Genomic DNA, 13,634 nt, shown 5'->3' with positions numbered 1-13,634 from the left:
CGACCTTCCGCCGTTTCATGGCTCCCTTCGGTCTGTCTGCCCTGCGCTCGCTCATGCGGCGCAGTTCCCGGCCGCAGGCCTGGACGCCTCCTGAGGCCAGTTGGAGCCGGCCGTTCGGTTTGGGCTGGGATCAGCCCTACACGGTGCGTTACGCCAGCAATCTCGATGACGGCCCCTGGCACGGCATGCCCCTGGGGGGCTTTGGTGCTGGCTGCATCGGCCGCAGCTCCCGCGGTGACTTCAACCTCTGGCACCTCGATGGTGGAGAGCACTGGTATGGAACGATCCCCGACTGCCAGTTCGCCCTGTTCGAAAGCAACGGCAGCAGCAAACGGGCCCACGCTTTAGCCGTGAAGCCCGAGGCGGATGCCTCACGCCCCAACAGCGGTGAGCCCCTGGCTGCCTGGGATTGGTATCCCGCCAGCACGCCGGAGCGCAGCACCGGCACCTACGCCGCCCGCTATCCCCTGAGCTGGACCCGTTACGAGGGTGTGTACGACGCCGAGGTGAGTTGCGAGGCGTTCAGCCCGATTCTTCCAGGCGACTACCAACGCACCAGTTACCCGGTGGCCGTGTTCCGCTGGACCCTGTGCAATCCCAGCGATCAACCGTTGGATCTGTCGTTGCTGCTGAGTTGGCGCAACACCGTGGGTTGGTTCTTCAACACCGACCCCTCGGCAGAGGTGCACTTCCGCGACGACGGCAGCCCGGAGCACAACTACGCGCCGGCGATCGGCCAGGGCGAAGGACAACGCAACCGTTGGTTGGATCAAGAGGGTGTGCGCGGCATTGTGTTGGAGGGCCAGCGCAGTGAGCCGATCGGAGAGGGCCAGGGTCAGTGGTGTCTGGCGGTGCCGGACGCCCTGAAGGGCGTGGAAGTGCTGCGCTGCAGCCGTTGGGACCCTACGGGCGATGGCCAGGAGATCTGGCAATCGTTCGCTGCGGAGGGCCGCATTCCCAACAGCAACAACGATCGCTCCAGCCGTGCGGGCGAGCAAGCCAGTGCAGCGATCGCCCTCACGTTCACCCTGGCTCCCGGGGAATCGCGAGAGATTCCAATTGCGATCAGCTGGGATCTGCCGGTTACCGCCTTCGCGACCGGTGTGCGTGATCTGCGCCGCTACACCGATTTCTTCGGAGCCGATGGTCGCAATGCTGCGGCGTTGGCAGCGGAAGCGCTGCGCGACTGGCGCCAGTGGCGTGAGCTGATTGATGCCTGGCAGGCACCGGTGCTGGCGCGCAAGGAGCTGCCGGAAGCCTTGCGTATGGCTCTGTTTAATGAGCTCTACGACCTGGCCAGTGGCGGAAGCCTCTGGACCGCGGCATCGAGTAAGGATCCCCACGGCCGCTTCGGCGTGCTCGAGTGCCTCGACTACGCCTGGTACGAAAGTTTGGATGTGCGGCTCTATGGCTCCTTTGCCCTGCTGCAGCTCTGGCCGGAGCTCGACAAGGCCGTGCTGCGCAGTTTCGCCAGAGCGATCCCGGCGGCGGATGCCACCCAGCGGCCGATCGGTTGGTATTTCACCCAAGGGCGCGGCCGTGTGGAAGCCGATCGCAAGGTGGAGGGGGCCACGCCGCACGACCTGGGGGCTCCCAACGAAGTGCCCTTTGATGCCACCAATTACACGGCGTATCAGGATTGCAATCTCTGGAAAGACCTCGCCAGTGACTTTGTGCTGCAGGTGTGGCGCACCTTCAAGCTGGCACCCACCGGCGAAGATCTCACATTTCTGGCCGATTGCTGGCCTGCGGCGGTGCAGGCCTTGCACTACCTGAAGCGTTTTGATGTGAACAACGACGGCTTGCCCGACAACGGAGGTGCTCCTGACCAGACCTTCGACGACTGGCCGCTGAAGGGGGTGAGTGCCTACTGCGGGGCGTTGTGGATCGCTGCGCTGGAAGCCGCTCTGGCCATGGCCCAACGATTGCAGCAGGAGCTGGGGCTGGACACGGGCAGCGATCAGCACACCTTCAGCGCCTGGCTTGAGCAATCGCGCAGCAACTTTGATCGTCTGCTCTGGAATGGCGAGTACTACGACATCGATGCCGAAAGCGGTACGCCGGTGGTGATGGCCGATCAGCTCTGTGGTGATTTCTATGCGCGTCTGCTGGGGCTGGAGCCGGTGGTGAGTGAGGCCAACAGCCGCAGCACGCTCAAGGCCGTGAAGGAGAGCTGCTTTGAGAAGTTCCAAGGCGGCAGCCTCGGGGTGGCCAATGGTCTGCGCCGCGATGGCACACCCCTGGATCCCAATGGCACCCATCCCTTGGAGGTGTGGACGGGCATCAACTTCGGCATTGCCAGCTACTACCGCCTGATGGGCGAAGGCCAAACCGCGGAAGCGATCTGCTCAGCGGTTGTGGAGCAGGTGTACAGCGGTGGTCTGCAGTTCCGCACGCCGGAGGCGATCACAGCGGTGAACACCTTCCGGGCTTGCCACTACCTACGGGCGATGGCGATCTGGGGACTGTGGGCAACGCACACGGATTGGCAACGGATTCCGGGGGCGGAGCGGGGTTAGTCAGTTCAACGACACCTGCAAAGGGCGATCGAGCTTCAGGGTTTCGTGATCGTTCTGGTTGGTGTCGCTCAGCTCCAGATTGAAAAAAGACGCGGAGTCAGCATCAAACAACGGCCCCGCATGCCAGGTGCCTAGATGCAATTTGATGCCTTCGCCGGCCTCGATGCGCAGCAGCCAGGCCTTGGAGGCATCGAGCAACGGTCCTTCGGTGTCTGGCGGAGCCAGCAGCAGCCAGAACGGGCGTGCTTCGGCCGAACTCAGGCATTGGGTGGCGTTCACGTGGCGGGTCATCGCCGTAATCCGCAGGGGTCTGCGGGGGATGCGCATCACGTAATAACGCAGCGTCCCGGGCCCGAAGCTGAGCTGCGCGTCCTGCTCCCCGGGCAGGGTCATGTCGTCCACCTCGCGCAAGGCCGTGCCGCAGGCGGGCAGGCGTGGGTCCAGCAGGGATCCCGCTTTCAGGGGTTGATGCTCGATCATGGGAGCACTGTTCGCGCTTGATTCATGCTCGCGTTGCGTCGTCTGCTTTGCACACTGCTGGTTGCCGTAACGCTGTTGCTGCTCACCCCGATGGCCGTGAGCGCGCAGGTGCATGAACACCAGGATGAGAACGGGGCACCGATGTTGCGCAGCCTCGAAAGCCTGCGCGATCTCGATTACCAGAGTTGGCAGGCGGTGGCCTATCGCACCGGCCAGCCGGGCAACCCTGTGGTGCTGCGTATCGTGGGCTACCCCGGAAAACTGCGCCTCGAACACCCCTCCCCCCTGCTTGTGCAGGCCGGCGTGAAGGAGTGGCAGCTCGACGACATCACTCTTGAGAATCCAGTTCTGGCCAGTGATGGCCGGGAAGCAGCCGCTGAATTTGCCCTCGACCCCCTGCTCAACGATCTCAGCAACAACCGCCCGCTGCGTTTGTTCCTTCCCGGTGTGTTCAACGAAATGCCCGTCCCCCCCTATGTGGTGGGCGAGTGGCGTGAGGTGCAGACGGAGCCTCTTGGATCATGAGGGCGGTCGCTGACCCTGATCAGCGCTGGATTCCCTGGATGCGCCGGGCCCTGGCGCTGGCGGCCTTGGCCGATGGCTACACCAGTCCCAATCCCTTGGTAGGCGCCGTAGTGCTCGATCCCTCCGGCGCATTGGTGGGGGAGGGGTTTCATGCTCGGGCTGGTGAACCCCATGCCGAAGTGGGGGCCTTGGCCCAGGCCGGTGATGCCGCCCGCGGCGGCACGATCATCGTCACCTTGGAGCCCTGCTGCCATCACGGCCGCACCCCGCCCTGCACCGACGCCGTGATTCAGGCAGGAATCGCTCGGGTGGTGGTGGCACTCACCGATCCCGACCCTCGTGTTGCCGGCGGTGGTTTGCAGCGACTGCGGGATGCCGGAGTGGAGGTGATCTCCGGGGTGCTTGAGGCTGAAGCAGCCCACCAGAACCGCGCCTTCGTGCACCGCGTGCGCACCGGCCGGCCCTGGGGGCTTCTCAAGTGGGCCATGAGCCTCGACGGCCGCACCGCCTTGCCCAATGGCGCCAGCCAGTGGATCAGCGGTCCCAGCGCCCGCAGCTGGGTGCACCGTTTGCGGGCCCAGTGTGATGCGGTGATTGTGGGGGGCGGCACCGTGCGCGCTGACGACCCCCTGCTCACCAGCCGGGGCTTGCGCAGCCCCGAACCGCTGCGGGTGGTGCTGAGCCGCAGTCTTGATTTGCCCGATCAGGCCCAGCTTTGGGATCAATCCGTCGCTCCCACCCTCGTGGTGCACGGCCTGGACGCGCCGGCGGACGCAAGGAGCCGCTTGGACGCTGTCGGTGTGCAGCGGCAGGAGCTGCAGGCCTGCGAGCCCGGCGCTCTGATGGAGGTGTTGGCCCAGCAGGGCTGCAATCGGGTGCTCTGGGAGTGCGGCCCGGGGCTGGCCTCTGCCGCCATCCAGCAGGGTTGTGTGCAGGACATCGCGGCGGTGATTGCACCCAAGCTGCTGGGCGGTGAGCCGGCGCGCACCCCTCTGGGAACTCTGGGCTTCCAGGCCATGAACGAGGTGGTGGAGCTGCAGGGCCTGCATCAGCAGCGCCTCGCCCACGATCTGTTGCTGCAGGCGACCCTCAGTCCCCTTTCAGATCCGTGCTGAAGCGGCCGATCAGCACGCCCATCACCACCGCCAGATAGAGGGGGCCGATGATGCTCGTGGCGATGCTCAACATTCGGGCCAGTGGCAGAACGGGATTGATGTCCCCGTAGCCCACGGTGGTGAGACACACAAAGGCGTAGTAGTTGATCTCTGCAAACGAGCTGCTCACCATCAGCACGCTGTCGGAGCTGAGTTCCATCATTGAGGCCATGGTCAGCGGCCTGAAGCTCCCGTGCTGAATCGTTTCCACAGCCCCCATCACCAGACCGGCGGTGAGGCCCAGGTGCAGATATCCCGCAGCGGCCCCCATCAGCACCCGTTCATTCACCTTGGTTTCGCTGGCCAGGGCACGCACCAGCCGGATCACACTCCAGCCCACCAGCAAGCACCAGCTGGTGACCAGGGGGATGCCGCTGCTCTCCAGCTTCACCGGTGTGATCAGCCATATCCACTGCGACACCACCGCGAACAGCCCCAGAGCTTGATAAAGCCGGTCGCTCCAGGGGTGGGCGTTGCCGCTGCTGCCCAGCACCCGCGTGAACCAGAGAGCGATCAGGGAGTAGCAGGGAGCGCCGAGCCAGTTCAGGGGCGGAAAGGCGAAGCTGATCAGCACGACCAGAGTGAGAGCCAGCAGCACCCGGTAATCCCGCTGGCCGGGGCCATTGCGTTGCTGCAGCAGAAAAGACGGAAAGCTCGGCACGGTCGGCGTCGGTCTTCTGGAAGTCTCACCACAGCGCGGCTGTTTGTCTTCAACGTCGATCGGGATTGTGTTGTTCCAGGCGGTCTTCGATCTCACGGTCACCGGCGTAACGCCCGATCAGCACCCCCATCACCACCGCCAGGTAAAGCGGTCCGGCAATGCCAGTCGCTACGGCCAGCATCCTGGCCAGGGGAAGCTCGGGGTTGATATCTCCAAAGCCAACGGTGGTGAGGCAGATGAAGGCGAAGTAATTGATCTGAGCGAACACCGGCCCTGACTCGATCACCGTGTTGTTCTGGCCAGCAGCATCTGTGATTGAGATGTCGAGGGGTTCGAAGCTGCCTGGCTGAATGGTTTCCACTGCGCTCATCACCAGCCCGGCCGTGAGCCCCAGCAGCAGATAGCCCGCAGCAGCCCCCATTAGCATGGCGGCGGTGACCCGCCGTTCGCTGGCCAAGCGTTCCACCAGGCGGATCACGCTCCACCCCACTAGGACCCCCCAGCTCAACACCAGCGGCATGCCGCTGGTCTCCCAGCGCACCGGGGTGAGCAGCCACAGCAGCAAAGCCGACAGCGCCACGAGTCCCAGTGCTTGGTAAAGACGATCCTGCAGGGTGAGCACTGGCTTGCGGATCATCACCAACTGGGTGAGCAGCAGGGCGATCAGGGCATAGCCGAGGCTTCCCAGCCAGGTGATTCTTGGAAAGGCGAAGCTGACCAGCACCAGCAGGCAGAGGCCTAGCAGCAGTTCATAAATCCGTTCCCTCCTTTGCTTGCGCCGCCATTCCGATCGCATCGTGTTTGTGGTTGCTCAGGCCGAGGATGGCGGCAATTGGCGGCTGATGCACCTTCCAATGTTGACCCTCGCTGATCTGCCTTCGATCTGGACGCCATCACCGGATTGCACAGGATTCAGTGTTGTTAGACGCCTCCGGCTCGGTGGTGATCAGCGGATGCCGATGGGTTGGATCGCGCTGAGTGATCCGCTTGAGCTGCTGCTGTTTCATTGGGTCTGGTTTGCAGGCCAGGAAGATAAGCAGTGGTTCATGCATCCCGGCTCTCGCTCGCTCTGGCTCTGCGAGCGCGATCGCCGCGAGCTGCATCACTTTTATGGCCGCCACCGGAATCAGCCGTTATTTCAACGCTTGGATGACGGCACGCTCAGGCTCTCTTGCGACAGGCGCGACTTTCCAGTTCAAGATGCATCGGCTCTGGATCGGCAACCGTTGCTTGTGGCCATGAGGCCCTTCAACGAGTACAGCGTTACCCACTTCGGGCATTTCGTGATTGAGCTGTTGCCGCTGCTGCTGCTTGCTCGACGTCTCCAGCAGAAACTGTTGCTCAGCCGCCCCTTGCCGGTTTGGGCGACTGAGCTGCTGCAGCTTGCTGACCTCAGGGATCTCGAGAGCTGGGTTCTTCCCCTGCCATGCCGTCAGGGATCGTCGGTCTGCCTGGGGCGCGGGGATCTGTCCGCGCACGTGGTGCGTGGGCAGTTGCTCAGGCTCCAGCCAGGTTTTGCCGCATCACTGCTGCAGGAGATCGCGCATTGTGGACCTTCGGAGCGCCCGCTCATGTCGGGGGCATCCGCAAAGGTGGCCGTGTTGAGTCGCTCCCATCTCCCCAAGCATCAGCGTTGGATGAATGAGGCTGAACTTCTCTCCATGGAGTGCCAGCACACCTATCAACGTGTGGTCCCAGAACAGCTCGGGGTGCTGGGGCTGCGCGAAGCACTCCGCCGCGAAGGGATCCACGTGGTTGTGATGGCGATCGGCTCTGCGGCTTATCAGCTTTTTCTCGATCAAGAGGGTCGGCTCCCGGTTGTTTTGCTCTGTGGAAATCTCAATCCCGACGATCCAAGCCGGTGGCTCGGGACCTTCGAACCATTCCGCCAACGCTGTTGGCTGCTCTTCCACAAACGCCCTGTCAATGGCGACTGGAATGCTCCGTTCTCGCACCACCCCAATCATGTGGATCAGGTGGTCACCCTTGCCAGCTCAGGGATGAGCCCACGCGATCCATTGGCTATCGGCCATGGGGTTTGGATCCTCCCGCCAGGTGTCTCATTCGGCGTAACCCCTCGATTTGGAGTGGATTTCGGGTGATGCCTTTGATCCCGTTCGGTTCTCCACCCAACTCATTCGGCCGAGAACGAAATCACAGCTTTAGTTTGGGTGCATCATCGGGACCCGCAACATGCCGATCCGCGAGGACGACAACCGCCCCAACCGTCGCTTTGGAATTATCAACCTCGTGTTGATCGGTTTCGGAGTACTTCTGCTGGTCAGTAGTTTTCTGCCCAACCAGGGCATGCAGCAGGTGCCTCGGGTTCCCTATTCCCTTTTCATTGATCAGGTGAATGATGGCGCCGTGAAGCGCGCTTACATCACCCAGGACCAGATTCGCTACGAGTTGGCCGAAGCCGAAGAAGGTGCTCCTTCGGTGCTGGCAACCACGCCGATTTTCGACATGGATCTCCCCCAGCGCCTGGAGAGCAAGGGCGTGGAATTCGCAGCGGCACCGCCGAAGAAACCCAACATCTTCACCACGATCCTCAGTTGGGTGGTTCCCCCGCTGATCTTCATCCTTGTGCTGCAGTTCTTCGCCCGCCGTTCCATGGGCGCCGGCGGGGCCCAGGGAGCGCTCAACTTCACCAAGAGCAAGGCCAAGGTCTACGTGCCCGATGAGCAATCCCGGGTGACCTTTAACGATGTGGCGGGTGTGGATGAGGCCAAGGACGAACTCACCGAAATCGTCGATTTCCTCAAAACCCCTGAGCGTTACACCGAGATCGGGGCTCGGATTCCCAAGGGTGTGTTGTTGGTTGGCCCTCCTGGAACGGGCAAGACTCTTCTCTCCAAAGCCGTCGCCGGCGAAGCCGGTGTGCCGTTTTTCATCATCAGCGGCTCGGAATTCGTTGAGCTCTTTGTGGGCGCCGGCGCGGCCAGGGTGCGCGATCTGTTTGAGCAGGCCAAAAAGAACGCTCCTTGCATCATTTTCATCGACGAACTGGATGCGATTGGTAAGAGTCGTTCAGGCTCGATGGGCGTTGTCGGCGGCAACGATGAGCGGGAGCAGACCCTCAACCAGCTGCTCACCGAAATGGATGGCTTTGCCTCCAAAGACAAGCCCGTGATTGTGCTGGCTGCCACCAACCAGCCCGAGGTTCTTGATGCGGCGCTGCTGCGTCCCGGACGTTTTGATCGCCAGGTGCTCGTGGATCGCCCGGATCTGTCCGGTCGCAAAACGATTCTCGAGATCTACGCCAAAAAGGTGAAGCTGGCTGAGGGTGTGGATCTTGATCGCATCGCTCAGGCCACCAGTGGCTTCGCCGGTGCTGATCTGGCCAACCTGGTGAATGAAGCGGCCTTGTTGGCAGCTCGCAATAAGCAGACCTCGGTGCAGCAAGGGGATCTCAATGAGGCGATCGAGCGTGTCGTCGCCGGTCTTGAGAAGAAGAGCCGGGTGATGCAGGACGACGAAAAGAAGGTTGTGGCGTACCACGAAGTCGGTCACGCGATCGTGGGTCACCTGATGCCCGGGGGCAGCAAGGTGGCGAAGATCTCCATCGTTCCTCGCGGCATGAGTGCCTTGGGGTACACCCTGCAACTCCCCACCGAGGAGCGTTTCCTCAATTCCCGCGAAGACCTGGAAGGACAGATCGCCACCCTCTTGGGCGGCCGATCAGCTGAGGAAATTGTGTTTGGCAAAATCACCACTGGAGCCGCCAACGACCTTCAGCGGGCGACCGACATCGCTGAGCAGATGGTGGGCACCTACGGCATGAGTGACACCCTCGGACCACTGGCTTACGACAAGCAGGGTGGCGGTCGCTTCCTCGGCGGTGGCAACAACCCTCGCCGCACGGTGAGTGATGCCACTGCGCAGGCCATTGATCGGGAAGTGCGGGCCCTGGTGGATAACGCCCATGAGCAGGCCCTGGCGATCCTTCGCCAGAACATGGCTCTTCTCGAAACCATCGCTCAGAAGATCCTTGAGAAAGAAGTGATCGAAGGCGACGACCTCAAGGAAATGCTGGCTGCCAGCGTGATGCCTGAGGCCGTTGCGGCCTGAGGCTTGACGGATGCACCACTTGTCCCTGATAACAGCTGTTTGAAGCCCAGCCATGGCGTCCGCCTCCACCAGTGTCGCCGCCGCTCTCACTGCGTTGAGCGGCAGCGACTTCCTTTCGTCAGCCGATGTTTCTGCAGAACAGACTGCGGCATTGCTACAGCTGGCCATTCAGCTCAAAAACGGCGAGCGTCGGATTGATCTGGGCAATCGGGTGCTGGGGTTGATCTTCACCAAAGCGTCAACGCGCACCCGGGTGAGCTTTCAGGTGGCCATGGCCCGCCTCGGTGGTCAAACCGTTGACCTCAATCCCCAGGTCACCCAACTCGGTCGCGGCGAGCCTCTGGAAGACACCGCACGTGTGCTCAGCCGCTTCTGCGATGTGCTGGCGATTCGCACCTTCGCCCAGCAGGAGTTGGCGGATTACGCCCACTGGGCCTCCATCCCGGTGATCAATGCGCTTACCGATCTGGAGCACCCCTGCCAAGCCCTCGCTGATTTCCTCACGATGCAGGAGGTGTTCGGCGATCTGCAGGGTCAGACCCTGGCGTATGTGGGAGATGGCAACAATGTGGCTCACTCATTGATGCTCTGTGGCGCCTTGCTTGGCGTGAATGTGCGCATCGGTTGCCCTGAGGGATTTGAGCCACTCCCTGGGGTGGTGGATCAGGCGCGTGCGTTGTCTGTTGGCGGTGCGCAGATCAGCGTGATCACGGATCCAGTGGAGGCCGTGCGAGGGGCGCAAGCGCTTTACACCGATGTGTGGGCGTCCATGGGCCAGGAGCAGGAACAAGCCGAACGTGAGCGGGCTTTTCAGGGCTTCTGCCTCAACGAGGATCTGTTGGCGGAGGCTGATTCCCGCGCCATCGTGTTGCACTGCTTGCCGGCACACCGCGGCGAGGAGATCAGTGCCGGTGTGATGGAGGGCCCCTCAAGTCGGATCTTCGATCAGGCCGAAAACCGTTTGCATGCCCAGCAGGCGTTGTTGGCGGCCGTTCTGGGCGGACTCTGAAGGCGTGGGCGCCTCACCCGATCCGATTGTTCTACCGGGTGGTTCCACCACCGTGGTGTTGATTCATGGCTACACCGGATCACCTGCTGAGATGGGTCTGCTGGCCGACTCTTTGCAGCGCGAGGGCTATGGGGTGGAGTGCCCCTTGCTCGCTGGGCATGGCACCTGCCTCGAGGATCTGATGCCGGTGGATCCTGATCAATGGCTCAATCAGATCGAGGCCGTGGTCGATCGCTTGCAGCAGCAAGGTCAGAGCGTGGTGGTGGGTGGTTTGTCGTTGGGATCGATCCTGGCGTTGCAAGTGGCGCGGCGGCGACCGTCCATCCAAGGTGTGATCACCTATTCACCACCGATCATCAGCGGTGATCCGCGTGCTCTGATCGCACCGTTGCTGGCCAAGGTTCTGGCTTCGGTTCCGCGGCCCCCTGATGACTTCGTTGATCCCACCACCGCTGAGCGCATCTGGACCTACAACCGCTGGCCATCTCGCTGCAGCGTGAAGGTTCTGGAGCTGATTGCCGACACGCGCCGCCATCTGGCGGAGGTGAGGCAACCCTTGCTGGTGATGGCCAGTCGTCTTGATCGGGTGATCACGGTGCGCGGTGTGAATCGTCTGCGTCAGCGGGTCAGCTCTTCTGCTGTGGAGCTTCAGTGGTTAGAGAACAGCGGACACCTGATCACCACAGACGCGGAATGGCGCACCGTGGCGTCTGTGACCGCCGCGTTCATCAAGCGCCTCAGCACGACTCACGCAGCCATCAATACCAAGGGTTGAACCCATCTCAGGGTCTTCGGACTGGCCCAATTAGGGGAGTGCGGACAGGTGCCGCAAGGCCATAGAACACAACCACTCCATCGCCGCCCGCCTTGGTGGAGTTTCTGCGGGGTGGATCGCTCATGGCCACCGCATCCAGAACATTCCAGTTGTTGGCGTACCAGACATTTCCTGCCGGGTCGATCGCTACGTCGGTCACCGACTGGGTGTTGCCATTCACGTAGGTGTGGATCAGATCTCCGCTGCTGCGTCCTTCGGGGCATTGGCGAGGATCAGCACCGCATAGCTGTAGCAGCCCGGTGCCGAGGAAATTACCCACCCAGACGTTGTCCTTCCCGTCAATTGACAACCCCCAAGGCACATTCAGGCTGCTGCCCTGCTTGGCTTTCTGTTTGAGAACGGCACGGCGGGGTGAGGCACCATCGCTGGCGGGGATCAAGTGAATCGTTCCTGTTGGAAGTTGCTTGGAATGGGCCGCGAGGTTGCGGTAGGCCACCTCAAATTCCTTCATGATCGGAATCTCGCCGGACGGGAATGTCGGTGCAGGAAAACCAGGTGTCATGTTGCTGGCAACCCAAGTATTCCCTCGGCTGTCATGGGCGATTCCGCGCACCCCTAAGCCCACTGTGATCTGCTGCGCTTGGGCCGGCTCATCTGCGGCAAAGACAGTGACATTGTTACCCCGGGAATTACTGATCCAAACTCTGTTGGATCGATCAATCGCGATGCCGAACGGAGCCTTTAAGCCGTCGACCTGAACAATCCGCCCGCGGTTGTGATCACCGCCAGGAAAGTGCACAAGCTGATCCCGGGTGGAATCTGCGACCCAAACATCACCGTTGCGGGCAATGCCAATGCCCTGACCCTGTCCGATGCGGCCATCCAACGTGATGCCCTGGGCTGGGCCGAGGGGGCGACCTTGTAAATCGAAGACTCCAATGGTGCTGCTGAACGACGACAGCCATACCTTCTCTTCACCCACTGCCGTACCCCAGCCAACGCCGTCGATTCCCATACCGGTAAAGCCAGTGATGGCAGGTGAAAGTGGGGATCCATCGGGCCTGAGTGCCGCCAGTCCTCCGCCGATGCCGCGGATCGACCCAGACTGGGATCCCGGCATCCAGTTTTGACCGCTCCACATGGTTCCATCAGCGGCGAAGCTGATCCGCCCGGCGCTGTAAACACCGCCACCACTGAATTTCAAAGAAAGGGCGAAATCCTCAGGACGCCACGAGAGATACGGCAGGTAGGTCACCTCACTCCGTCGCTCCTCTGGATTGGCCGTTACCGGGGCCGGGTAGGCCTTGTCGAATAGATCGAACAATGCCCCTGCTCCCTGCCAGGGGCGGCGGGCCAGGCTCTGGGCCACGCCCAGGGTGCTCCCCATGCCGCTGCGATCAAACGTCAGCAGTTGGCTGCAGGCATCCTGTCGACTCGGCAGACCGCAGAGGGCCAGCAGATTTCCGAGCGTTCCAAGGCGTGCCAAGGTTGTGGATTGGGGGCCATTGTTGGCGTCAATCACCGTTCGCCCCCAGGTGCCGCTGCTCTTGTCCACGAAGTGCTCAACGTTGTTGGCTGCAATCGAGAGCGCCATGGGAGACCCTGAGAGGTCCTTGCCCTGCAGGAACTGGGCTGCCGTCACGCTTGAGGCGATGGTTCCCAGCTCGTTGAGTACGACCCGTTGCGGTCGCCGCTTCCCCAGAAGCAGCAGCTGGCTGATCGGACCGGAATGGGCGAGCAGGTAAAGCTGCTGGTTGGCATCACTGGGGAGTCCCAACTTGAAGCGTCCCTGACCATCCGTGCGGGTGCTTCCCAGCGAGATTGCTTTTTGACGGCCGTTGGCGGCCATCAGGATCACCTCAGCGTTAGGGAGCGCCTTCCCTGCAGCCAGAACCCGCCCCCTGATCGGAACGGGTTGGTTCACTTCGGCCTGCGTTGCCACTGTGCTGAGCACGGTCGCTGCCACAGCGGTTGAGAGTCCCTTGACCAGGAGTTGCACGGGGATCTTGGCTTCATTCATGCCCACAACTTGCCACCACCAGCTGACGATGGCCTGGTCAAGTCATCGTCAGATTCACAAGGTCTACTCAAGCCAGGGGTACGCCTGTGCCACCTTCGAGTAACACGGCGGTGCCGCTGACGGAGACCATCATCATTCCCCCTTCACCAAACACTTCGTAATCCAAATCAACGCCAACGATCGCGTTGGCTTGCATCAGCGTTGCTCGATTTTTCATTTCTTCGATCGCGTTATCACGAGCTGTCATTAAGGCGTCTTCGTAAGCTTTCGATCGCCCTCCGATCACATCCGTGATGCTTGCCAGGATGTCTCGGAAAATATTTGCCCCAATGATGGTTTCACCAGTAACGAGCCCCCGGTAGTGAAGGATCTTCCGCCCTTCAATGGTGGGGGTCGTGGTGATCAGCATGAGGGCATTGC

At 61.9% G+C, this 13,634-nt stretch carries 12 protein-coding genes; 7 read left to right on the top strand and 5 right to left on the bottom strand.

Annotated features, from left to right (window positions below):
* Positions 1 to 17: 17 nt before the first annotated feature.
* Positions 18 to 2,519: a GH116 family glycosyl hydrolase gene (locus SynPROS71_RS09070; RefSeq protein ID WP_186598017.1), complete on the top strand. Its 2,502-nt coding sequence runs from the start codon at positions 18 to 20 to the stop codon at positions 2,517 to 2,519.
* Here SynPROS71_RS09070 and SynPROS71_RS09065 read toward each other — a convergent pair whose 3' ends face one another.
* Positions 2,520 to 2,999 carry an ureidoglycolate lyase gene (locus SynPROS71_RS09065; protein WP_186594613.1) on the bottom strand — a complete coding sequence of 160 codons (480 nt, stop codon included), beginning with the start codon at positions 2,997 to 2,999 and terminating at the stop codon, positions 2,520 to 2,522. It abuts the gene before it with no gap.
* 24 nt (positions 3,000 to 3,023) lie between these two features.
* Here SynPROS71_RS09065 and SynPROS71_RS09060 point away from each other — a divergent pair, with 24 nt between their 5' ends.
* Together SynPROS71_RS09060 and ribD are read left to right on the top strand one after the other, a co-directional pair.
* Positions 3,024 to 3,524: a DUF3122 domain-containing protein gene (locus tag SynPROS71_RS09060; RefSeq protein WP_186594612.1), complete on the top strand. Its 501-nt coding sequence runs from the start codon at positions 3,024 to 3,026 to the stop codon at positions 3,522 to 3,524.
* Positions 3,521 to 4,639, top strand: a complete 1,119-nt coding sequence (gene ribD / locus SynPROS71_RS09055) for a bifunctional diaminohydroxyphosphoribosylaminopyrimidine deaminase/5-amino-6-(5-phosphoribosylamino)uracil reductase RibD (RefSeq protein ID WP_186594611.1) — start codon at positions 3,521 to 3,523, stop codon at positions 4,637 to 4,639. The genes SynPROS71_RS09060 and ribD overlap by 4 nt, the downstream gene beginning before the upstream one ends.
* Here ribD and SynPROS71_RS09050 read toward each other — a convergent pair.
* Entirely contained in the window at positions 4,614 to 5,339 is a 726-nt protein-coding gene (locus SynPROS71_RS09050; protein ID WP_186594609.1) for a potassium channel family protein, read from the bottom strand. The genes ribD and SynPROS71_RS09050 overlap by 26 nt on opposite strands.
* A gap of 49 nt (positions 5,340 to 5,388) precedes the next feature.
* A complete protein-coding gene (locus SynPROS71_RS09045; RefSeq protein WP_186594607.1) occupies positions 5,389 to 6,135 on the bottom strand; it encodes a potassium channel family protein in 747 nt (248 codons plus the stop codon).
* On the opposite strand from SynPROS71_RS09045, the gene SynPROS71_RS09040 reads away from it, so the two are divergent.
* The 4 genes from SynPROS71_RS09040 (at position 6,113) to SynPROS71_RS09025 (ending at position 11,194) form a co-directional block, all read left to right on the top strand.
* Complete coding sequence (locus SynPROS71_RS09040; protein ID WP_186594605.1) at positions 6,113 to 7,441, top strand: hypothetical protein; 1,329 nt, start codon at positions 6,113 to 6,115, stop codon at positions 7,439 to 7,441. The genes SynPROS71_RS09045 and SynPROS71_RS09040 overlap by 23 nt on opposite strands.
* A 91-nt stretch (positions 7,442 to 7,532) precedes the next feature.
* Positions 7,533 to 9,410, top strand: coding sequence for an ATP-dependent zinc metalloprotease FtsH (gene ftsH, locus SynPROS71_RS09035; protein WP_186594603.1), 1,878 nt, complete (start codon positions 7,533 to 7,535; stop codon positions 9,408 to 9,410).
* A 52-nt stretch (positions 9,411 to 9,462) separates the two neighbouring features.
* The gene (gene argF, locus SynPROS71_RS09030) at positions 9,463 to 10,419 is read left to right on the top strand and encodes an ornithine carbamoyltransferase (protein WP_186594601.1); all 957 of its coding nucleotides are present in this window, start codon (positions 9,463 to 9,465) and stop codon (positions 10,417 to 10,419) included.
* Positions 10,420 to 10,423: 4 nt separating this feature from the next.
* Complete coding sequence (locus SynPROS71_RS09025; protein ID WP_255442084.1) at positions 10,424 to 11,194, top strand: carboxylesterase; 771 nt, start codon at positions 10,424 to 10,426, stop codon at positions 11,192 to 11,194.
* A gap of 7 nt (positions 11,195 to 11,201) precedes the next feature.
* On the opposite strand, the gene SynPROS71_RS09020 is transcribed toward SynPROS71_RS09025, so the two are convergent.
* Together SynPROS71_RS09020 and SynPROS71_RS09015 are read right to left on the bottom strand one after the other, a co-directional pair.
* Positions 11,202 to 13,214 carry a hypothetical protein gene (locus SynPROS71_RS09020; RefSeq protein ID WP_186594597.1) on the bottom strand — a complete coding sequence of 671 codons (2,013 nt, stop codon included), beginning with the start codon at positions 13,212 to 13,214 and terminating at the stop codon, positions 11,202 to 11,204.
* A 67-nt stretch (positions 13,215 to 13,281) separates the two neighbouring features.
* A complete protein-coding gene (locus SynPROS71_RS09015; protein ID WP_011933582.1) occupies positions 13,282 to 13,623 on the bottom strand; it encodes a YbjQ family protein in 342 nt (113 codons plus the stop codon).
* Between the last annotated feature and the right edge of the window lie 11 nt (positions 13,624 to 13,634).

The organism is Synechococcus sp. PROS-7-1, assembly GCF_014279795.1.
Lineage (GTDB): Bacteria > Cyanobacteriota > Cyanobacteriia > PCC-6307 > Cyanobiaceae > Synechococcus_C.
The sequence above is the reverse complement of the archived record's forward strand: the minus strand, read 5'-3'. Positions and strand labels throughout refer to the sequence as shown.